This window comes from Georgenia sp. G2120, from assembly GCF_055326485.1.
The window spans coordinates 13,537-35,328 of record NZ_JBUZNL010000021.1 but is presented as its reverse complement, the minus strand read 5'-3'; the positions used below and the strand labels follow the sequence as shown (position 1 = coordinate 35,328).

Here is a 21,792-nt window from a genome sequence, read left to right as displayed (position 1 = left end):
ACGCCTACTTCCTGTCCAACTCCCTCTACGGGGGCAACGCGGACATCGAGCTGACCTTCGGCCGCTCCGGGGACACCGTGCTCGTGGGTGACTGGGACGGCGACGGCGTGGACTCCTTCGCCGTCCGGCGCGGGAACAGCTACTTCCTCACCAACCGCCACACCGGTGGGGATGCGGAGACCGAGCTGGACTACGGCCGTGCGAACGACCAGGTCCTGGTCGGTGACTACGACGGCAACGGGACGGACACGTTCGCGGTGCGTCGTGGGGCCCGGTACTTCGTGTCGAACTCGCTCAGCTCCGGCTGGGCGGATGCGGAGTTCACCTACGGCCGCTCGGCCGACCAGGTGCTCGTGGGTGACTGGGACGGGGACGGCAGCGACACGTTCGCCTCGCGTCGCGGGAACCTGTACCTGATGTCCAACACCCTCACCGGTGGTTGGGCGGACCTCGAGGTCCGCTACGGCCGCTCGGGCGACGAGGTCTTCGTCGGCGACTGGAACGGCGACGGCGCGGACACCCTCGGCATCCGCCGCTGACGACAGGGAGGACACGTCCGCTCACCCGTGAGCCAGACTCGCGGGTGAGCGGATGTCCACCGCACTGGTGACCGGAGCCCACTCCGGCACGCATCGAGCGCTCCTCCACCCATCACGGGTGGGGGAGCGCTCGTCGTCGTCGAGGCCGTGCCACGGGTGTCGGGGCTCGGTCGGTGGCCGAGCCCCGACCACGCTGCGCAACCGTTCCTTGTCGTTCGGGTCGAATGCCTGTCGCTCCCGTCCGCGTGGTGATTGGATGGGCGCGACCACGGAGGGGGCGCTCGACCGGCCCGACGAAGGGCGTGAGACACGAACGCGGCTCCGGCGACTGTGACCCGGCTCGGCCGACGTCGCTCGGTAGCCGTACGTCGAACAGACGCGGCGCGTCGGGAGTCTGTGCCCTGGGGTCTGGGGGAGGGGGAGTCGTGAACGGTCGATCGACGGGCGGCCGTCCCGGGCGTCGGGCCGGCCGCACTGCCCGTGCGGGAGCACTGGTGGTGCTCTTGGCATCCAGCGCCGCATGCGCGGACCCGGATCACGAGTCGAGCTCACCGGCCACCCCGGCGCCCGCGGTGTGCGAGCCGGGCGAGGTCGAGGAGGGTTACACGGCCCTGTTCGACGGCACACAGGCCAGCCTCGACGCCTGGAACCAGGCCGGCCCGGGCAGCGTCGAGCTGCAGGAGGACTGCACCGCCCTCACCACCGGCGGGATGGGTCTCCTGTGGTTCCCCGAGGAGTTCGAGTCCTACAGCCTCCGGCTCGACTGGATGATGGCGGGCGACGACAACTCCGGCGTGTTCGTCGGGTTCCCGGACCCGGCCGACGACCCGTGGATCACGGTGAACGAGGGCTACGAGATTCAGATCGACGCGACCGACGAGCCCGACCGCACCACCGGTGCCATCTACACGTTCCAGGGTGCCGACGAGGAGGCCCGGGACGAGGCGCTCAACCCGCCGGGGGAGTGGAACGCGTTCGAGATCGTCGTGGACGACCCGATCATCGAGGTCTACCTCAACGACGTTCTCGTCAACTCGTTCGAGTCGACCGACCCGGCACGTGACCTCAGCTCCGGCTACATCGGGCTGCAGAACCACGGCGACGGAGACGACGTCTCGTTCCGCAACGTGCGCATCGCGGAGAACGACGACGACGGCCCCGGCACCGTGGGCGAACCCCGTCCGAGCGACGGCGAGCAAGCGCGGTCCGGTCAGGCGGAGATCGCGTACCGCAGCGACGGTCGATGGCCGATGCCTCGCATGTGAGGCGTCGACCGAGATCTGGCTCACCACTTCTTTTTTGGTTGATCGAAACCCCTTCACCTTTGGGTCCGACGGTGATTGGATGGGTGAATCCACGGTGGACCGGCGAACCGAACCCGAGGGGGAACCGGCATCAACGGTGTGCCGCGGACCAGCCGAGGGCAGTGAGGCGGAGTGGCCGCCGCCCTCGGGTACATGCGTCGACACGCGCGACGCACCAGGTGTGCGAGTTCAAGGAGGAATCGTGACCAGACGAGGACCAGGCAGCCGTTTGCTGCCGCGAGCGGCGGGCGCAGCGCTCGCAGGCGCGCTCGTGCTACCGATGGGGATCGGCGTCGCCGCCGCATCACCGGGCGATGCCGAGCCGGCGGAGGAGCCGGCGCAGGCAGAACAGATCCACGTCCCCGTGGAGGACGTGTCGATCCAGATGTTCTCCCTGACACCTTGGGTGAGCGAGGTCGGCCTGGAGCCGGTGCTCGGCCGTCTCGCAGAGATCGGCTTCGAGAACATCGAGCCCTTCGGCGGGAACTTCAACGGCTACACGGCCGAGGAGTTCCGTGCCATGACCGACGGGCTCGGCCTGCGGGTGCCCTCGTCGCACTACAACAACGCCGAGGACACGTTCGGTGAGACCCTGGAGTTCGTCGAGACCCTGGGTCAGGAGTACGTCGGCTCGGGTGGCTTCGCCGCCCCGGGCATCGACAGCTACGAGAACACGCTGGCCACGGCCGAGACGATGAACCGCCTCGGCCAGCAGTCCGTGGACGCCGGGATCGGGAAGTTCTTCGGGCACAACCACGACGGCGAGTTCACGACCCAGTACGAGCACGAGGGCGAGATGATGTCCGCCTGGGAGATCCTCGTCGAGGAGACCAACCCCGACCTCGTCACCTTCGAGCTGGACGTGGCCTGGGCCGCACACGCCGGCGTCGACGTCCCGGCGCTCATCGAGGAGCACGGCGACCGCATCGAGCTCCTGCACATCAAGGACGCCACCGGTCTGGGTGGCGACGAGCGTCCGACCTTCACCAACCTCGGTGAGGGTGAGGTGGACCTGCCGGGCATCATCGCGTCCGCGCAGCAGCACGCCCCGGTCGCGTACTACGTACTCGAGTACGACCGGGCCGCCGACGGCGAGAGCTTCGTGACCACCGGCTTCGAGTACCTCACCGGCCAGGAGGCCGGCGAGCCGGAGCCGGAGCCGGAGCTCATCCCGGTCGAGGACGTCTCGATCCAGATGTTCTCCCTCATCCCGTGGGTGAGCGACGCGGGCCTCGAGCCCGTCCTCGGCCGCCTTGCATCGATCGGGTTCGAGAACATCGAGCCCTTCGGCGGGACGTTCGGTGACTACACCGCCGAGGAGTTCCGCGCCATGACCGACGAGCTGGGCCTGCGGGTGCCGTCGTCGCACTACAACACCGACGAGGAGACCTTCGACGAGACCCTCGACTACGTGACCACCGTGGGCCAGGAGTACGTCGGCTCGGGTGGCTTCGCCGCCCCGGGCATCGACAGCTACGAGGACACCATCGCCACCGCGGAGGCGATGAACCGCCTCGGTCAGCGCTCGGTGGACGCGGGTGTCGGGAAGTTCTTCGGGCACAACCACGACGGCGAGTTCACCACCGTCTACGAGCACGACGGCGTGGAGATGTCGGCCTGGGAGATCCTCGTGGCCGAGACCGACCCCGACCTCGTGACCTTCGAGCTGGACGTGGCCTGGGCCGCTCACGCCGGCGTCGACGTCCCTGCTCTCATCGAGGAGCACGGCGACCGCATCGAGCTCCTGCACATCAAGGACGCCACCGGTCTGGGTGGCGACGAGCGTCCGACCTTCACCAACCTCGGTGAGGGTGAGGTCGACCTGCCGGGCATCATCGCGTCCGCGCAGCAGCACGCCCCGGTCGCGTACTACGTGCTCGAGTACGACCTGGCCGCCGACGGCGAGGACTTCGTGACCACCGGCTTCGAGTACCTCACCGGCCAGGAGGCAGGCGAGCCCGAGCCTCCGGTGGAGCCGGAGCCGGTTCCGCCGACTGCGGGTCGTGGGTTCTATCTCAACGACGGCTGGGACATCTGGGCCGACCACGAGTTCTCCTTCGGTCGTCCGGGCGACGAGGTCCTCGTGGGCGACTGGGACGGCAACGGCAGCGACACGCTCGCCGTTCGTCGCGGGAACGCCTACTTTCTGTCCAACAGCCTCTATGGGGGCAACGCGGACATCGAGCTGAGCTACGGCCGCGCGAGCGACACCGTGCTGGTCGGTGACTGGGACGGGGATGGCGTGGACTCCTTCGCCGTCCGCCGCGGCAACAGCTACTTCCTCACCAACTCGCTGACCGGCGGGTGGGCTGACGCCGAGCTCGACTACGGCCGTGCGAACGACCAGGTCCTCGTGGGCGACTACGACGGCGACGGCACCGACACGTTCGCCGTGCGCCGTGGCGCGAGGTACTTCGTGTCCAACTCGCTCACCACGGGCTGGGCGGACGCGGAGTTCACCTACGGTCGCGGCAACGACCAGGTCCTGGTCGGTGACTGGGACGGCGACGGCAACGACACGTTCGCCTCGCGTCGCGGCAACCTCTACCTGATGTCCAACACCCTCACGGGTGGCTGGGCCGACCAGGAGGTCCGCTACGGCCGCTCCGGCGACGAGGTCTTCGTCGGCGACTGGAACGGCGACGGCAGCGACACCCTCGGTGTGCGCCGCTGACGAACCGGACGCGGCGTCCGCTCACCCGTGAGCCAGTCTCGCGAGTGAGCGGACGCCCGCCCCACCAATGACCGGAGCTCGCTCCGGACCACGCCGAGCGCTCCTCCACCCCTCCCGGGTGGGGGAGCGCTCGTCATGTCCGGGCAGGATCATCCGCTACGGTCGCTCGCATGTCATCTCAGGACATGGACTGGTGCCTACTCGACGACGAGCCGGCCACGTGGTTCGACGCGCCGTCGCTGGTCGAGGGCGCCGCGTTCGCCGACCGTCTCCTCGAGATCTCGTCGACGATCGCCGTCGACATCCGGCCGACCGGACTGCGCGTCCGGCTCCCCGATATCTCCCTGGCGTCGACGGTCTCGGCGGCCGCACGGGACGCCGGGCTTGCCGCGCGCCCGGACGTCGTGGCGCCGATGTCTGTCGTGCTTGCGTCGCACCGACCGTCATACCTGACAGCGTTCTGGCAGCGGGCGCTCGGCTACGCGCAGGGCGGGGGAGAGGTGCTGCTGGACCCGTTGCGACGCGACCCGACCATTCGCATCCGGCGGTCGACCGACGACCGTCCGCTGCGGAACCGCGTCCACGTCGACGTCGTCCGACCGGCCCTCGAGGTCGATCGCGCGGCGCTCGGCGAGCCGACGGGCCCGTTCGGCGTCCGGCACGCGGACCGGGACGGCAACGAGGTCGACCTCGTGCCCGGATCACCGCTGACCGACAGCCCTCAGGCGTCCGACTGGCACCAGGTGTTCGGCGCGATGGCGTGCTACCGCAGCACGTCGTCCGGGCAGCAGCGCGAGCTCGCCGTCGCTGCGGCCCAGATCGCCCACGACGCCGGCTTCCCGCTGCTCATCGACCTGCGCCAGGGCCTGGTCGTCCTCGACAGCGGCAAGGACCGGTGGGAGCCGGACGCGCACGGCCTCGACCTCGACTTCACCCTCGTCGCCGAACGGATCCAGACCGTCGCACGACGCTGTGGAGCACGCGCAGACCCACGGCTTCCGCGCTGTACGCAGCTCTTCCTCGACGCCGCCGACATCGCGACCGTCAAGCAGTTCTGGCTCGTCGCCCTCGGCTACGAACCCGACCCGCGCGACGGGATCGATGACATCGTCGATCCGCGCCGTCTCGGTCCCGTGCTGGCCTTCCAGCAGATCGATGTCTCGGAGACGCGGCGCCGGGACCAGCGCAACCGCATCCACGTCGAGCTCGCCATGTCGGCCGGCGCCGCGCGGTCGCGACTCGACCGGATGCTCGCGGCCGGCGGGACGCTGCTGGAGGCTACCGACAGCGGATGGCACGTCGCCGACCCCGAGGGCAACGAGCTGGTCGTCGTCGTGGACCGACGTCCGTCGACCACAGACGTTCCGTCAGGACCGTCCGCCACGTCAGATCCGACAGACCCGACAAACGCCCCGTGAGGCTACGCTCGCCACACAGCCCCACGATCCGATAATGCACATTATGTCATTCTGTCGAGCGAGACGGTCCCCTCGCGCGACAGCCCGGAGGGACGTCGGACGGTCGTTCGTCCCGTCGGTCGCCCCACGCAACATCCCCCTCCCCACGCCTCGGCACCGCAGCGGCGGAACTGCCTCGTGCGGGAGTGGCACGACATCCCCGCCCGCCAGCCGTCGCCACCCCCGGACACGACCGTGGCCGCGACCTCGGGCCAGACCCGGGATCGCAGCCACGGACCGGCCGGTGATCGGCTCATCGTCCGGCGTCGAGCACCTGGGTCGCCTGCCGGGCGATGTCGGCCGGCACCTCGACCGTGTACACCGAGGCCCGCGTGCCGCTGGTCGACCGGAAGCTGCGGCGACGGCCGACGAGTCCGTAGCCGGCGAGCCCGAAGATCAGCCCCCACACGGCGGCGAAGACGACCGATCCGAGCACGACCTCCGCCCAGACGGGCGACGGCAGGAAGATGCCGAGCAGAGGCCCGACGAGCAGGCCCAGCCAGGCGCCCCCGCCGAGTCCGTACAGGGCCGCCTTGCCGAACCCCATGTTGCCGGTGACGAGCTCGACCGACTTGAGGTCGTGCCCGACGATGCTGACGGTCGCGACGTCGACATCCTTGTCGGCGAGCAGGTCGACCGCCTGCTCGGCGCCGACGTGGCTGTCGTAGTGCCCGATGACGACCCGGTCGAGCACGGGCCCCTCGGTCGCAGGATTGGTTGTCGTCGTCGTGTCGGTCAATTCGCTCTCCCCTTCTCGCCGGACTGCTGCCATGATAGTTTGAGCGTACCAATCAAACTAGTCGATGTCGACCCGGAGCAACCGTGAACCCGACCAACCCCACCCAGGCCCTCGCGCTGGGCCGCACGATGTACCGCGCGTTCAGCTCCATCCAACGCTGGATGGATCGCGACCGGCGACGCCGGGACGCACCCGACCTCTCCCCCGTCGACGGCTGGCTGCTCCGCCGCATCGCCGACACCGGGCCGGTGCGGATGAGCGAGCTCGCCGCCTGGCAGGAGGTCGACCGCTCGACGATGACGGTGCAGATCGGCAGGCTCACGCGGCGCGACCTCGTCGCCCGCACGCCGGACCCGGAGGACCGACGTGCCGTCGCGGTGAGCATCACCGCGGAGGGGCGCGTCCTGCTCGACGACTACGAGGACGAGGTCGGGGACGTCGCCGCGCGACTCCTCGCCGGCTGGTCGACCGCGGACGTCGACCGGCTGACAACCCTGCTCGGGCGCCTCGCGGACACGATCGACGACGACGCGGTGCCGCCGCCCACCGGTGCGACCGCCGGATCCACGACCGGCGACCGACCTTGACGCACGAGGGGGCAGCGCCGACGCCGCTCCCCGGCCGCATCCCTCTCAGATCAGGTTGGCCACGAGCAGGGTCGCTGCGAACACGATCCCGGACATGATGAGCGTGATCGTCGTGTACCCGAGGATGTCGCGCATCTTCAGGCCGGCGATCGCCAGCAGCGGGAGCGCCCAGAACGGCTGGATCATGCTCGTCCACTGGTCGCCGTAGGCCACGGCCATGATGGCGATCGAGGGATCGACGCCGAGGTCGCGCGCCGCCTCGAGGATGATGGGTGCCTGCACGGCGAACTGCCCGCCGCCCGACGGGACGAAGAAGTTGACCATTCCGGCGGAGAGGAGGGCGAACAGCCCGAAGGTGTACTCGTTGGAGATCGAGACGAGCGCGTCCGAGAAGACGGCGATGAGCCCCGTTCCGGTCATCATCTTCATGATTTCTGCGTAGAGGGGGAACTGGAGCAGGATCTCGCCGACGTTCGCGGCGGCTCGCTTCGTCAGCGTGACGAGCTCGAACGGGTTGCGGACGAGCAACATGATGAGCGCGAGGAAGCTCCAGTTGACGATGTCGAGCGTCAGGCTGCCGCCGTCGATGAAGTGCAGGACGAGGTACGCCACGAGCATGAGGCCGACGAGCAGCGTGGGGATACGGGAGGCGTCGGCGCGGTCGGCGGGGGTCTCGACCGCGTCGTCGATCTCCACGTCCTTCTCGCGGGCGTCGATCTCGAGCACCTTGATCGCGCTCCCCCGCCTCGGCGCCACGAGGAACAGGCCGAGCGCAACGAGGGCGATCGTCGCCACCGCTCCGATCACGTTCCACGAGCTGAAGATCGTCTCGGAGATCGGGAGGGGCTCACCGAGCTGGTCGACCACGAACGAGTCGGGCGTGGCCGCGAGGAGCGGACCGGACGCCGAGTACCCCATGTGTCACACCACGAAACCGGAGAAGGCAGCGGCTACGAGCATCGGGAAGTGCACGGGCACGTCCCGGCTCCGGAACTCGTAGGCGACCTGGCGGGCGAGCAGCGCGCCGGCGACCAGACCGAGGCCCCAGGTGATGAGCGAGGCGATCGCCGCCACCAGGAAGACGAACAGATAAGCCTGGATCGGGCTCCTCGGCACGCGTGCCAGGGCGCGGAGAAGGCGCATGACGGGGCGCGTGCTCGCCAGGATGTAGCCCAGCAGCAGGATGAGCGCCATCTGCGTCATGAACGCGAGCAGGCCGGCGAGCCCGTTCCCCCACTCGACGACGATCGTCCTCGGCCCGGCGTCCGTGAGGATCAGAGCCAGGATGACGACGACGAACGTCAGGACGATCGCGAACAGCAGGGCCGAGGGTACGTAGCGCTCGACCAGGGTGTGGAGAGGGCGCATCAGCCGCCCGAGGACCGCCCCGCTGTCGGACGCGTCGCGGGACGGTGCCGGCGTGCTGCCTGTCGGGCGTCGATCGGGGCTGTCGGACATGCGTGCCTGCTCGCACGTATGGCGCCCGAGGCCGCGATCGTGCGGCTTCGGACGTGATCAGGACAGTGACAGACGCAACATAACCCACCGACAAAGATCCCGGACCGTTCTCGGGGAGCGACGCGTCCCGACCGAATGCGTCCGGGTGCGAGACCGGCCGCGCCCCATCGCGACACCGGATCTGCTCCGGCGCTACGCAGCTTGCTGGAGCCCGTCGAGGAAAGCGACCGCGCGCTCGACGACGATCGCCGTCGCCCCCGGATCATGCTGCGGCACCGACGAGTCGGTGAACAGATGGGCACTGCCCGGATAGGTCCAGAGCTCACCGCGCCCGGGCCCGACGGCGGCGACGATCTCCCGTGCCGCGTCGATGTCGCCCTCATGGGCGAAGAACTCGTCGTCGTCCATGCCGTGGATCTGGGCGGGAACGCCGGCCGGCCACGGCCCGTCGGCCCACTCGCCGGAGACCGGCATCGCGCCCTCGAGAAACAGCGCGCCGCGGGCGTCTCCGCGCTGCTGGAGCAGTCGCTGAGCCACCATGACCCCGAGCGAGATCCCCGCGTACACGGGGCGCTCCACCTCGTCCACGGCGCGTGCCGCCCGCTGCAGGACCACGTCCTCGCCGATCTCGGTGAAGGCGGCGAACCCTTCCTCGATGCTGCCGAACGTCCGTCCGTCGAACAGGTCGGGAGTCACCACGGAGTGCCTTCCGCCGGCACTCAGCAGTTCGGCCAGCGCCCGCACCCCCTCGGTCAGCCCCTGCACGTGATGGAACAGCACGACGTCGACCATGACGATCCCCCTTCATCGCGCGCACCCGGTCGGCGCGCGTCCGCTCGGCACGGTACGGACCGGCCCCGACACCGGCGACTCCCCCGCGGATGTCCCGCCCGTCGGCGTCGCGCACGACGTGTCCCCGTCGTTCCGACCCCCGCATCCGTGCCCGGCTCCCCCGGACATCGCACCCGCCGGCATCCGGTCGCGCACGACGCGCCCCCGCCGTCCGAATCTCATCCGTGAGGACGATTGATCAGGTCCATGGGCTGGTCCTATCGTTGTGAATTGCCAGGAAAACGCTTTCCGATGAAGGAGCGTGACGATGACGTCCATACGGCAGTTCTCCGACCGGCGACAGACACCCCGTGCCCGACGACGACGAACGGCGGTGACCGTCGCCGCCGGAGCCGCGATGTGCGCGACCCTCGTCGTCGCACCGGCCGCCGAGGCGGACGACCCCGTCGGGGACCCCCTGCTCAACCCGCTGCCCGACCCGACCCTGTCGAGCCTCGCGATCGAGGTCGAGGAGCTCGTGCAGCTCCCCGAGTCCTCCCCCACCCCGGAGCCCACCGACGAGCGCCTGGTCCGGCACAACCGGATCACCCACCTCGACGAGGTGCCCGACGACTCAGGGCGTCTCATGGTCGTCGACATGAACGAGAGCCTGTTCATGGTCGACCGGGAGTCCGGCGACTACGTCGACTACCTCAACGTCCGCGACCAGTTCGCCGACAACTTCCACAACCACGCCGGCCTCGGCACGGGATTCGGCTTCGCGGAGTTCCACCCGGACTTCGCCGAGAACGGCATCTTCTACACCGTGCACACCGAGGGTGGCACCGCCCTGACGGAGGACGAGCCGGACTTCCCGGAGTTCGAGGGCACGGCGTTCCACAGCGTCATCACCGAGTGGACCGCCGACGACCCCGCGGCCGAGACGTTCTCGGGCACGAGCCGCGAGATCATGCGCGTCCCGTTCGCCGGGCGCGTGCACACCGTCCAGCAGATCGCCTTCAACCCCACGGTGACCGAGGGCGACGCCGACTACGGGATGCTCTACATCCTCGTCGGCGACGGCGGGAACGGGGTCGACAACGGCAACCCGCAGGACCTCGCCACCCCGCACGGCACGATCATGCGGATCGACCCGCTCGGCGACGACAGCGCGAACGGCGAGTACGGCATCCCCGCCGACAACCCGTTCGTCGACGTCGAGGGTGCGCTCGGTGAGACCTACGCCATCGGGATGCGCGATCCCCACCGCATCAGCTGGGACACCGGCGGCGAGCACGCGCTCTACCTCGGTCACATCGGCGAGTGGCAGGTCGAGTCGATATACGAGGTCGAGGCGGGCGACAACTTCGGCTGGTCCGAGCGGGAGGGGCCGTTCCTCGCCCACGAGCGGCAGATCTATCCCCTGCCCGAGGACGACGCCGGCTACACCTACCCGGTGGCCGCGTACGACCACAACCGCGACCCGGGCCAGACCGGCGACGCCGGTGTGGCGGTCAACGGCGGGTTCGTCTACCGGGGTGAGATCCCGGAGCTGCAGGGCCGGTACCTCTTCACCGACCTCGTCCGCGGCTGGATCCTGTCCACGGACGCCGCCGCGATGCAGCGCAACGACGGCGACCCCGAGGACCTCGCGCCGATCGAGGAGCTGCGGGTCGTCCACGAGGGCGTCGAGACCACGTTTGCCGAGCTCGTCGGGGACTCGCGGGTCGACCTCCGCTTCGGGTCGGACGCCTCCGGGGAGCTCTACCTGATCTCGAAGGCCGACGGCCGGGTGTGGCGCGTGACCGGCGCGCACGAGGTGCCGGACACGACCGTCCTGCCCGAGCTCGCCCGCAACGTCGTCAGCCACTACACGTTCGACCACCCGGTGGCCGACGCCCCGGCGTGGGAGGACGACCTCGGCCGCTCTGGCACCGACATCGAGCTCGTCAACGGCGGTGAGCTCATGCGCGTCGCCGACGAGGCCTATCCCGGCGCCGGCCGCGCGCTCCAGACCCAGCAGCTGAGCCCGGAGGAGGCGTCGAACGACGACTGGAAGGCCGGCATCTACGACCCCGAGGGCGTCGAGTCCCTGGGCGCCCTTGCCGACGCCGGACAGATCTCGATCATGGGCTGGTTCAAGCCGACGGGCGACCACCCGGTGCCGAACTCGGAGTCCACCGACCCGGACGACGTGTTCAACGCCATCGGTCTCGCCGGCGTCCTCTCGGGCGACTCCGACGGGCACGGCGTCCGTGCCCTGCTCGAGGTCATCGAGGTCGACGGCGAGCTACGGCTAGTCGCGCTCGGCCGCCGGGTCGACGGCGAAGGGTCGTGGACGTACGCGGCCACGATGCCGTGGGACGAGATCCTCGCCCGCAACGAGTGGGTGCACCTCGCCGCGACCTTCGACTACGAGGCCGGCGAGATGCGGCTCTACATGAACGGCGAGGAGCTCGAGGGCGAGTACACGGCGGACAACACGTGGGGCGAGGGGACGACCTCGGACACGAACCCCGCGGGCATCAAGATCGGCGGGAGCTTCCCGCAGAACGACCGGGAGCGAAACGCCTTCGACGGCCGCATGGACGACGTCGTCATCCTCGACACCGTGCCGACGCCCGAGCAGATGGCGGCGCAGTATGCGGCCTACGGGGTCCAGCCCGTCGACCCGCCGTCAGCGCCGGAGTGCTCGTTCGACACCGAGCGCACCGACCTCATGGCCGAGGAGAACTGGGCGCCGCGGACCCCGGAGATCTGGGACTTCCCCGGCGACATGATCACGATGACCGAGCCGGGAACCAACCCGGACGACGGCATCCGCCGGCCGTTCGAGTACGCACTGCTCGCCTCGGGCGACCCGGTCGGCACGGTCCAGATCGAGGCGGAGGTCCGGCTCGACGCTCCCCCGTCGGTCAACAACCGCGACATCATCCTCGTGTTCGGGCACCAGTCGGACACGGAGTACTACTACGCGCACCTCTCGCAGGACAACGCGATCTACCCGCACAACGGGATCTTCCTCGTCGACGGCGCCGACCGCTTGCGGATCGACGACCAGTGGGACGAGGAGGCCTCCGTCGGTGCGCCGCCCGCGATCACCGACGACGCCTGGCACGACGTCCGGCTGGTCCACTGCGCCGATACCGGCGAGATCGCCGTCTGGGTGGACGGTCTCGAGCATCCGCTCATGACGGCGACCGACACGACGTTCGACTCCGGTCGGGTCGGGTTCGGTTCGTTCGACAACACGGGCAGCATGCGTGACCTCGTCGTCTCGACGCAGTCCGACGACGAGGAGCCGGAGGAGCCGGGTGAGCCTGTTCCCCCGACCCCGGGTCGTGGGTTCTACCTCAACGACGGCTGGGACGCCTGGGCGGACCACGAGTTCTCCTTCGGTCGCCCCGGCGACCAGGTGCTCGTGGGCGACTGGGACGGCAACGGCAGCGACACGCTCGCGGTCCGCCGTGGGAACGCCTACTTCCTGTCCAACAGCCTCTACGGGGGCAACGCGGACATCGAGCTGACCTTCGGCCGCTCCGGGGACACCGTGCTCGTGGGTGACTGGAACGGCGACGGCGTGGACTCCTTCGCCGTTCGTCGCGGTAACTCGTACTTCCTGACCAACTCGCTTGCGGGTGGGGATGCGGAGACCGAGCTGGACTACGGCCGTGCGAACGACCAGGTCCTGGTCGGTGACTACGACGGCGACGGGACGGACACGTTTGCGGTGCGTCGTGGGGCCCGGTACTTCGTGTCCAACTCGCTCAGCTCCGGCTGGGCGGATGCGGAGTTCACCTACGGCCGCTCGGCCGACCAGGTGCTCGTGGGTGACTGGGACGGCGACGGCAGCGACACGTTCGCCTCGCGTCGCGGGAACCTATACCTGATGTCGAACACCCTCACCGGTGGTTGGGCGGACCGCGAGGTCCGCTACGGCCGCTCGGGCGACGAGGTGTTCGTCGGCGACTGGAACGGCGACGGCGAGGACACCCTCGGCATCCGCCGCTGACCCCATTGGCGAGTGAGGGGATCCGTCCACCAGTCGGTGAGCGGATCCCCGCACTCGTGACCGGATCCCCGCACTCATGCTGATCGACGAGTGAGCGGTTGTCGGTTCGACCAGTGAGCGGGCCCCGCACCCATCAGGGTGCGGGGCCCGCTTCGTCGTCGTCGACGGGGGTGATGGTGAGGCGGAAAGCTGCTCACTCGCCAAGGGCTCCCCGCACTCGTCAGGAGAAGTCCCCGCACTCGCCGCGAGGAACTCGCGCTTTGTGCGGGACGACCCCGACGGTGTGACCTACCGTGGAGGGGACGCGTCCTGCGCCGCGGGCGGACCGACACGAGGAGGACCCACATGTGGCCGTTCAGCCGCCGATCGGGCGACGACCGGCGCAGCGCCACGTCCGGGCAGCAGGGCCGGCCCGGCCGACCTGCCAGACCTGCCCGATCTGCCCGACCCGGGCACGAGTCGCGCAGCTCTCCCGCGTCGACCGGCCCCTCGCCCGTGGACCTGCCCGACGACGCCCCGCTGACCAGACAGCTCGCCGCCCTGACCGGGCTGGGCCTGCACCTGCGCGACGGGGTCGACGTCGACGAGCTTCGGCGTCGGGTCCCGTCGACGGGACCTACCCCGCTCCCCCTCCAGCTCCTTCTCCTCGGCGCGGGGCGCTCCCTGGAGCGGCCGGTGCGCGAGCTCGTCGTCGGCGACGCCCACCTCCCAGCGGGTGCCACTGACGACGACGCCGCGGCGTCGGTCCGCCGCACGCTTGCCAGCGCCGAGGAAGCTCTCGGGGCGACGGGACACGTCGGCGAGGTCGAGGCCACCCTCGACGGCGACCAGGGTTCGGTGACGGTCGCGCTCGGTGGCACGCCGCTCACCGTCCCGCTCGAGGGCAGCGAGCTCGCGCCGGTGCTCGACGCGCTCCTCGCCCAGCTCGTGCCGCCGCGCCTGGTCGCCGTCCCGCTCCTCCGGTCGACGCCGGACGACGCCGGAGCGGGCGACCGGGACGACGACAGCTCCGGCCCGACCTCGGGGCCCGGATCCAGCTCGGGCTCCGGAGCCGGCCACGGATCGGACTACCGGCGCCTGCTCGTCCCCAAGGAGCACGCGCGCGAGGCACGAGCCATCGCCGTCCGGCTGTCACGGGCCCCGGCGCTCGACCTGGCGACGAGCGATGCCGCGCGGGGTGCCACGTCGGACGCCTCGGCGGACGACTCGGCGGCAGGGACCACACCCAGCACGCTCGACGGTCTCGGACCGACCACCACGCCCGACGGCGACATCCCCGGCGCCACCGCGAGCTCCGACCCCGAGGCAGGTCGAGACGTGCGCCGACGGGTGAGTGCCCTGGTCGAGGCGGGCCTGCGGCTCGACCCGAGGCTGAGCGTCGATCAGGTGGCGGACGCCGTCGTCCCCGTGGCCGACCCTGCCGACTGGGACCCGTTCCTCGACGCCGTCGTCCACCACCCGGTCCGCGGTGACATCCCGGTCTGGTCGAACGTGTTCCGATTCCCGCCGGAGGACACGATGGCGGACTCCTCGGAGGACTGGATCGCGGTGGTCGGGGAGATCGCCCGCACCGCCGGCACCTGGGACCGGCTGACCGACGCTCAGGTCGTGTACGAGGCGTCCGGGGAGATTCCCGCCGGCATCGACCTCACGCTGAAGGGCCGTCGGACCCGGGTCGAGGCGGACGTGTGGGGCGCCCTGCTCGACCTCGTCGCCGTCGCCCGTCTCTGCGAGGCGCTCACCCCGCCGGACCGCGCCACCGTGCACCTCCCGAACCACGCCGCCTGGGTCCAGCCGCACCGGGCGGAGGCTCTCTCCCGGCTCGTCGGCGACTACTGACGCCGGCTCCGTCGGATCGGGCCGGGGTGTTCGCTCGGTGCACGAGCATCCATCTGTCCAGTACGCGAGCACCGACCCCACACCACGCGGCGGCCCACTCAGCGCGCGAGCTCCCACCCGCACCACGCGGCCGCCACGCCGCCGACGAGCATGCCGAGGCAGACCACCGCGCCCGTGACCGGACGGCGCGCGGAAAGCATGCGCACGATGTCGACGCTCGCCGTGCTGAACGTGGTGAACCCGCCGAGGAAGCCTGTGCCGGCGACTGTCGTCAGCTCCGGCGACCACCCGCTTCCTCCGCCGGAACCGCCCGCTCCGACGCCGACGACGACGCCGAGCAGCAACGACCCGATGAGGTTGACGACAACGGTCCCGACGGGGACGGACGGGCGTAGCGCGGTGGTGAGCGCGCCGTCGAGCATGAACCGCGACCCGGCCCCCAGCCCGCCGGCCACCGAGACGAGCAGCCAGGTCAGCGGGCTCATGCCGCTCCCCCAGAGGTCGCCGGTCTCATGCCGCTCCCCCAGAGGTCGCTGGGCTCATGCGGCTCCCCCGCAGGCACCGCGCCGCCGTGCCCGTACGGCCCGGAACGCCCCGGCGTGGGCGAGGTACGCGGCGAGGACACCGAGGGCGACCGACCCGAGCGCGTAGAACAGGGCCGCCACGCCGCGACCGGCCTGCGCCAGCTGGACCGTCTGGAGGGACAGCGCAGAGTAGGTCGTGAATCCGCCCAGCAGTCCGGTCCCCAGGAGGAGCCGCGCGCGCCTCGCCGGTCCGGCCGGGACCGTGGTGAGCAGGGCGAGCAGCGCCCCGAGGATCGCGGCGCCGACGACGTTGACTGCACCGGTCGCCCACGGCATCTCACCGGGAGCGCCGCCGAGCACCGCGTCGATGCCGGCGCGGGCCGCCGTGCCGAGCGTGCCGCCCAGCACCACGAGCGCGACGAGGCCGGGCTGCAGGTGCTCGGGGCGTGGGCGGACGGGTCCTGTGCCGGTCGGGGACGACGACGCAGGAGGCACCGGACGAGGATAGACCTGGGAACCATCGACCCCGCACCCCGGCATCGTTCGGTCGGGCTCACGGGCGGTCCCGACCCCCGCGCACACACACGGCTCCACTCGCCGGCGCGAGCCACGAGCCACGAGCCACGAGCCACGAGCCACCCGACCACAGGTCCCGCCGGACGCTCGGCGTGCCCCCGCGGCCGTGCCGCTAGCCTCGAGGCATGCGCCTCGGGGTCGACCTCGGAACCACCCGCACGATCGTCGCCGCAGCCGACCGGGGCAACTACCCGGTCGTCTCCTTCGTGGACCAGAACGGCGACTGGCACGACCACGTCCCGTCGGTCAGCGCGTACGTCGACGGGAGTCTCGTCCACGGGTTCGCGGCCGAGGAGGCGCACCGCGCGGGCGCCCCTCTGCTGCGGTCCGTCAAGCGCGTGCTCGCCCGGCCTGACGTCAGCGCCCGCTCCGAGGTTCGCGTCGGCCGGCGCACCGTCCCGATCCTCGACGTCCTCACCTCGTTCCTCGACGCGCTGCGCACCGAGATCCGCACCCGCTCGTCCGTCGCCGACCCTGACCTCGATGACGCGCTCGGCGTCGCCGTCGGCGTCCCCGCCCACGCGCACACCGCCCAGCGCTACCTCACTCTGGAGTCGTTCCGGCTCGCGGGCTTCGACGTCGTGGCCGTGCTCAACGAGCCGTCCGCCGCGGGGTTCGAGTACACGCACCGGCAGACCCGCACCATCTCCAGCCGGCGCACCCGGGTCCTCGTGTACGACCTCGGCGGCGGCACCTTCGACGCCTCGCTGGTCAGCGTGGACGGGACGAGCCACGACGTGCTCGCCTCGGTGGGTCTCAACGATGTCGGCGGGGACGACGTCGACGTCGTGCTCGCCCAGCTCGCCGCCCGCGCCGCGGGGACCGACGCCGCCGAGCTCGAGGGACGCTCCACCGATGCCGCGGACGACCTCCTCGAGCAAGCCCGGGTCGCGAAGGAGGCGGTGCACCCGCAGACGCGCCGCCTCGCTCTCGACGTCGAGGGTCGCCCCGTCTCCGTCACGGTCGACGACCTCTACGCGGCGGCGGCCCCGCTCGTCGAACGCACGGTCGCTGCGATGGCCCCGCTGCTCGGGGGCGACGACGAGTCGGCACCCGGTCTCGCGGACGTCGCCGGCATCTACCTCGTCGGCGGCGCCACGTCGCTCCCCCTCGTTCCACGGCTGTTGCGGCGCCACTACGGACGGCGTGTGCACCGCTCCCCGTACCCGTCGGCGTCGACGGCGATCGGGCTCGCCGTCGCGGCGGACCCCGACTCGGGGTACTCGCTCACCGACCGGCTCTCCCGTGGCTTCGGCGTCTTCCGGGAGGCCGACCACGGGCGCGGCACGCTGCTCGACCCCGTGCTCGCGCCGGACGACGTCCTGCCCTCGGGTGGCGGCGTCGTGGCACGCCGGACCTACCGGGCCGCCCACGACATCGGGTTCTTCCGGTTCGTCGAGTACTCCGCGATCGACGACGACGGGCACCCCCGCGGCGACATCGTGCCGTTCGCCGAGGTGCGCGTGCCGTACTCGGCGGAGCTGTTCGACGTCGGGGACCTTGCCGCCCGACCGGTCCGGCGGATCGACGACGGGCCGACGGTGACGGAGGAGTACCGCGTCGACGCGCACGGGCTCGTCGAGGTGGAGATCACCCGCGAGGACTCGGGGCACCGGACGGCCTACCGGCTCGGTGAGCTCACGGGCTGACCGAGCGGTCGTTGCGCCCCGTGACCGCGCGGTGGGGGTGGTCGGACGTCTGGGGCTGCTACTGGTCGGTGTAGGTCACCGACGCGCTGCCGGCCCGCTCCTGCCACATCGTCAGCACGACGAGGGTCGGCTCGCTCGCGGAGATGTCGATGTAGGAGTCCAGGCTCGACATCTGGTCGGCGATGTCCGCGGGCGCGAGGGACCGCCCGTCGTCGTTGTAGAGCGCCTCACCGGTACCGGCCGGGAAGGCGACGAGCTGCGGGTCGGAACCCTCCTGCAGCAGGGTGTGGACCGACCCGGAGGAGGACGCGGGCTCGGTGGCCATGAGGACGACGTCGTTCGCCGCCACGGTCGCATCGACCGGCGCGCCGTTCGAGAGCGTGCCCTGGAGCCCGGAGCGGAACTGGAACGGGACCTCGGCGTCCCTCCCGAGCCAGTCGGTGACCTCGATCGTGTAGGTCCCCGGCTCGAGCACGAGACCGACGGCGGCGTCGAGACCGGAGTCGCCGCCGAGGGGTGCGAGGTCGCGCGAGGCGGACCCGACGTCGTCGACCTCCACCGAGACACCTTCGCCCGAGACCGCGATCTGCGGGTCGGCCTCGCCGTACGCGGCGAGCGCGAGGAAGCCGGTTCGCTCGGTGACCGTGATGGTTCCCGTCCACGCGCCGTCGGCCGGCACGGTGACGGTGCCGGACTCGGGCACCTCGGCGCCGGACGAGTCGGTGAGCGTGAGGGCGTCCGCGGGCGCGGGCCCAGGTGCGGGCTGCGACGAGCCGCCGCCCCCGCCACCGCCGGCGGACGGATCGTCGTCGCCGGAGAAGAAGATGAAGTAGGCGCCGACGCCGAGCACCGCGACGATCGCGAGGACGAGGCCACCCGCCAGGAGCGGCGAGAGGCCCGATCGCTTGGCGCCCGCCCCGTACCCCCCACCTCCCTGCGGTGGGCCGCCGTAACCACCGGCCTGGGGCGACCCGCCGAAGCCCGGGGCCTGGGGCGGGAAGCCGCCCGCACTCTCGGGAGATCCGGCCCACGGCTGGCCGGGACCCTGGGGGTACGCAGCGGTCCCGCCGGAGGCGTAGGAGCCCGCGCCGGTCGCGGCGTAGCCGCCGTACCCGTCACCGAACGGTGCGGTGTTCCCGGAGGCGGCGACCGGTCCGGTCGACGACGGGGAGCCCGCGCCCGGCAGTCCGTAGAAGCCCGGGCCGGTCTGACCTGCCCAGCCGGCCTCGGCCGAGGAGCCCGCAGACCAGCCGCTGACGGAGCCGGGGGTGCCGCCCGTCGGCTGGCCTGGCGCGCCATAACCGGGCGCCGAGGGCGCGGACGGGGGCATCTGCCCGTAGCCGGGCGCCGAGGCGGCCGACGGCGGCATTTGCCCGTAGCCGGGCGCCGAGGCGGCCGACGGCGGCATTTGCCCGTAGCCGGGCGCCGAGGCGGCCGACGGCGGCATCTGCCCGTAGCCAGGTGCCGAGGCGGCCGACGGCGGCATCTGCCCGTAGCCGGGCGCCGAGGGGGCGGACGGCGGCATCTGCCCGTACCCCGGCGCGGAGGGCGCCGACGGTGGGACGCCCTGGTCGGCGGCCGGTGTGTCCTGAGCGGGCGGGACGGACCCGAAGGCCTGACCGGACCGCAGGACCGAGGACGGGGCGACCGTGTGGTCGACCGGCGGTGTCGGATCCTCGTCGCCGTGCACGTCGTACTCGGAGTCCTCGGCGTCGTACTGCTCGTCGGTCCAGGTCACGCCGTCCCAGAAGCGGATCTTGCCGTCCTCCCAGGGGTCCGAGTACCAACCTGCCTCGACGGTGCTCAACGATTCCTCCGGGTACGAGCAAGAGACGACGCGGCCTCCCGCGACGTCCGGACTCGTCGAGGGTAGCCACGACCGGCGCGTTCCCCCGGCATTCCGGGCGGGTAGACCGCCCCACGGCGGTGAGACTCACACACGGGCGGCGCGGTGGGCTACTCGATCGTGACCTGGGCGACCATGTCGCCGCCCTGGCCGGCGTAGGTGGTGACGATGAGGACGTACTCCCCCGCCCCGCCGGACACGGTGAGGGCCGAGTCGAGCCAGTTCGGGAGATCCTCACCGCTGTAGCCCGACGAGCTGTCCCAGTCGTCGTTGCGCCGGACGTCGCCGTCGGGCTCGACCACGAGCAGCATCGGGTCCGTGCTGTCTCCCACGAGGGTGGCGGTCAGCTCCTGCCCCTCCTCGAGCGTGACGGCGTAGAGCACCGCGTCGCCGGCCTCCACCGAGACGTCGACCTCGTCGCCGCTGCCGAGCGAGGTCCCGTCGCCCGAGGCGACACCGAGCTCGAACGCCGCCGGGTCGCCGTCCTCGGTCGTCACCACCATCTCGTAGTCGCCGGGCTCGAGGACGAACGCCCCGCTGGGATCGGACGTCGACGGATACCCGCTGAAGTCGAGGAACGTGATGGGCTCGGTCGAGTCGGTCAGCTCGTGGCTCACGCCGTTGCCCTCGATCGTGACGACGAGGTCGGCCATGTCCGGCGAGTAGGCGGCCACGACCACCGGGGTCCGCTCGGTGATCCGGAGCGTGGACGTGTAGAGCCCGTCCTGGGGGAACGCCCCGTCCAGGGATGCACCGAGGTCGTTGCCCGCGGTGTCGACGACGTAGGCGAGCCCGGAGACGTCCCCGTCACCCCCGGCCGAGCCCTCGGTGCCCGGGGGCGGCGGGGTGGTCGGGGCGGGCGTGGTCGGTCCAGGGGTGCTCGGACCGGGCGTCGACGGTCCCGTGGCCACGGACGGACTGTCGGACTCGGGTGACGCCGTATCGTCGCCGTCCATGATCCGCGAGATCCCGAAGACGGCGAGCGCGAGGACGACGACCGCGACGACCGCCACGACGGCGATGAGCGGTCCTCTGCTGCCGCCCGAGCCGCCCGGCGGGTAGCCGGCGTACGCGCGACCGGAGTGGCCGGGTCCACCGGGGCCGACCGGACCGCCTGTGCCGCCCGGGCCGACCGGACCGCCTGCGCCGGCCGGACCACCGGGCCCTGTGTAACCGCTCGGACCACCAGGTCCGATCGGTGCGCCGTAACCTCCTGGGCCCGCCGGACCGCCGGGGGGTCCGTGTCCCGCCTGCCCGGGCCGGCCGTACCCGGACTGTCCGGCGTGGGCCGAGTGACCGAAGCTTCCGGAGGGCGTGAGCCCGGCGTACGGGTCGGTGGTCGGCTCACCGGGCGCGTTCGGCGGGCCCCCTGCGGGCGGCTGCTGCCACATCGGTGCCCGGGGGTCCGCCGCCTGCCCGCCGTACGGGTCGACGCCGCCGGAGCGATAGGCGCCCGCACCGACTGCGGCGTACCCGTCGTAGCCGCCGTCCGGCTCCTGGACCGCGTAGGTGCCCGTCGTCGTCTCGACCGGCTCGTCGTCGACCTGGCTCGCGCCCCAGCTGCCGGAGACGACGTGCTCGCCGGTGGGGACGGGGCTGGAGGATCCGGGATAGCTCGTCCCGTCGTCGCCGTCGTAGCCCAGCTCGCCGGACGCGGTGTACCGCGGCGTCGTCGAGCTGCTCGGTGGCCGCAGGGAGCGACCAGGAGCCGGCCGACGCACCGTGTCGCCGAGCTCCTCGTGCGCAGGGTCTTCCGACCCGCGTGCCCCACGTGGGCCGCCGTCCGCGGAGAGCCCTCCCGAACGCGTCTCCATCCT

At 71.5% G+C, this 21,792-nt stretch carries 12 protein-coding genes and 3 pseudogenes; 8 read left to right on the top strand and 7 right to left on the bottom strand.

The annotated features are described in order from the left end of the window. The 4 genes and pseudogenes from ACZLMO_RS16145 to ACZLMO_RS16130 all read left to right on the top strand — a co-directional run. Positions 1-539 (top strand): annotated as a pseudogene (locus tag ACZLMO_RS16145) (alkaline phosphatase); the annotation flags it as partial. Positions 540-1,084: 545 nt separating this feature from the next. Beyond that, positions 1,085-1,804: pseudogene (locus ACZLMO_RS16140) on the top strand (3-keto-disaccharide hydrolase); the annotation flags it as partial. Between the two features lie 241 nt (positions 1,805-2,045). Beyond that, a complete protein-coding gene (locus tag ACZLMO_RS16135) occupies positions 2,046-4,517 on the top strand; it encodes a sugar phosphate isomerase/epimerase family protein (protein WP_463654312.1) in 2,472 nt (823 codons plus the stop codon). Positions 4,518-4,687: 170 nt separating this feature from the next. After that, positions 4,688-5,935 (top strand): VOC family protein, encoded by a 1,248-nt coding sequence (locus tag ACZLMO_RS16130; RefSeq protein ID WP_463654311.1) that lies wholly within the window; start codon positions 4,688-4,690, stop codon positions 5,933-5,935. A 292-nt stretch (positions 5,936-6,227) separates the two neighbouring features. On the opposite strand, the gene ACZLMO_RS16125 is transcribed toward ACZLMO_RS16130, so the two are convergent. After that, the gene (locus ACZLMO_RS16125) at positions 6,228-6,713 is read right to left on the bottom strand and encodes a general stress protein (protein WP_463654310.1); all 486 of its coding nucleotides are present in this window, start codon (positions 6,711-6,713) and stop codon (positions 6,228-6,230) included. 83 nt (positions 6,714-6,796) lie between these two features. Here ACZLMO_RS16125 and ACZLMO_RS16120 point away from each other — a divergent pair, with 83 nt between their 5' ends. Beyond that, the gene (locus tag ACZLMO_RS16120; protein WP_463654309.1) at positions 6,797-7,300 is read left to right on the top strand and encodes a MarR family winged helix-turn-helix transcriptional regulator; all 504 of its coding nucleotides are present in this window, start codon (positions 6,797-6,799) and stop codon (positions 7,298-7,300) included. Between the two features lie 45 nt (positions 7,301-7,345). Here ACZLMO_RS16120 and ACZLMO_RS16115 read toward each other — a convergent pair. Further along, positions 7,346-8,668, bottom strand: a pseudogene (locus tag ACZLMO_RS16115) (short-chain fatty acid transporter). 282 nt (positions 8,669-8,950) lie between these two features. Then, entirely contained in the window at positions 8,951-9,550 is a 600-nt protein-coding gene (locus ACZLMO_RS16110; RefSeq protein WP_425713445.1) for a dienelactone hydrolase family protein, read from the bottom strand. 307 nt (positions 9,551-9,857) lie between these two features. On the opposite strand from ACZLMO_RS16110, the gene ACZLMO_RS16105 reads away from it, so the two are divergent. Both ACZLMO_RS16105 and ACZLMO_RS16100 read left to right on the top strand, forming a co-directional pair. Continuing rightward, the gene (locus ACZLMO_RS16105; RefSeq protein WP_463654308.1) at positions 9,858-13,541 is read left to right on the top strand and encodes a PQQ-dependent sugar dehydrogenase; all 3,684 of its coding nucleotides are present in this window, start codon (positions 9,858-9,860) and stop codon (positions 13,539-13,541) included. Between the two features lie 345 nt (positions 13,542-13,886). Further along, positions 13,887-15,380, top strand: coding sequence for a hypothetical protein (locus ACZLMO_RS16100; protein WP_425713443.1), 1,494 nt, complete (start codon positions 13,887-13,889; stop codon positions 15,378-15,380). 98 nt (positions 15,381-15,478) lie between these two features. On the opposite strand, the gene ACZLMO_RS16095 is transcribed toward ACZLMO_RS16100, so the two are convergent. Beyond that, the gene (locus ACZLMO_RS16095; RefSeq protein ID WP_425713442.1) at positions 15,479-15,865 is read right to left on the bottom strand and encodes a fluoride efflux transporter FluC; all 387 of its coding nucleotides are present in this window, start codon (positions 15,863-15,865) and stop codon (positions 15,479-15,481) included. Between the two features lie 54 nt (positions 15,866-15,919). Then, on the bottom strand, positions 15,920-16,399 hold the full coding sequence (locus ACZLMO_RS16090) for a CrcB family protein (protein ID WP_463654307.1): 480 nt from the start codon (positions 16,397-16,399) through the stop codon (positions 15,920-15,922). Positions 16,400-16,605: 206 nt separating this feature from the next. Here ACZLMO_RS16090 and ACZLMO_RS16085 point away from each other — a divergent pair, with 206 nt between their 5' ends. Continuing rightward, positions 16,606-18,129, top strand: coding sequence for an Hsp70 family protein (locus tag ACZLMO_RS16085; RefSeq protein WP_463654306.1), 1,524 nt, complete (start codon positions 16,606-16,608; stop codon positions 18,127-18,129). Between the two features lie 58 nt (positions 18,130-18,187). Here ACZLMO_RS16085 and ACZLMO_RS16080 read toward each other — a convergent pair whose 3' ends face one another. Continuing rightward, positions 18,188-19,936: a DUF2510 domain-containing protein gene (locus ACZLMO_RS16080; RefSeq protein WP_463654305.1), complete on the bottom strand. Its 1,749-nt coding sequence runs from the start codon at positions 19,934-19,936 to the stop codon at positions 18,188-18,190. A gap of 149 nt (positions 19,937-20,085) precedes the next feature. Beyond that, positions 20,086-21,789 carry a hypothetical protein gene (locus ACZLMO_RS16075; RefSeq protein ID WP_463654304.1) on the bottom strand — a complete coding sequence of 568 codons (1,704 nt, stop codon included), beginning with the start codon at positions 21,787-21,789 and terminating at the stop codon, positions 20,086-20,088. Between the last annotated feature and the right edge of the window lie 3 nt (positions 21,790-21,792).

Bases quoted from the DNA above. Each gene is read 5' to 3' on its own strand.
- ACZLMO_RS16100 (WP_425713443.1), top strand. From the start codon at position 13,887: ATGTGGCCGTTCAGCCGCCGATCGGGCGACGACCGGCGCAGCGCCACG.
- ACZLMO_RS16110 (WP_425713445.1), bottom strand. From the start codon at position 9,550: ATGGTCGACGTCGTGCTGTTCCATCACGTGCAGGGGCTGACCGAGGGG.
- ACZLMO_RS16095 (WP_425713442.1), bottom strand. From the start codon at position 15,865: ATGAGCCCGCTGACCTGGCTGCTCGTCTCGGTGGCCGGCGGGCTGGGG.
- ACZLMO_RS16130 (WP_463654311.1), top strand. From the start codon at position 4,688: ATGTCATCTCAGGACATGGACTGGTGCCTACTCGACGACGAGCCGGCC.
- ACZLMO_RS16105 (WP_463654308.1), top strand. From the start codon at position 9,858: ATGACGTCCATACGGCAGTTCTCCGACCGGCGACAGACACCCCGTGCC.
- ACZLMO_RS16085 (WP_463654306.1), top strand. From the start codon at position 16,606: ATGCGCCTCGGGGTCGACCTCGGAACCACCCGCACGATCGTCGCCGCA.
- ACZLMO_RS16075 (WP_463654304.1), bottom strand. From the start codon at position 21,789: ATGGAGACGCGTTCGGGAGGGCTCTCCGCGGACGGCGGCCCACGTGGG.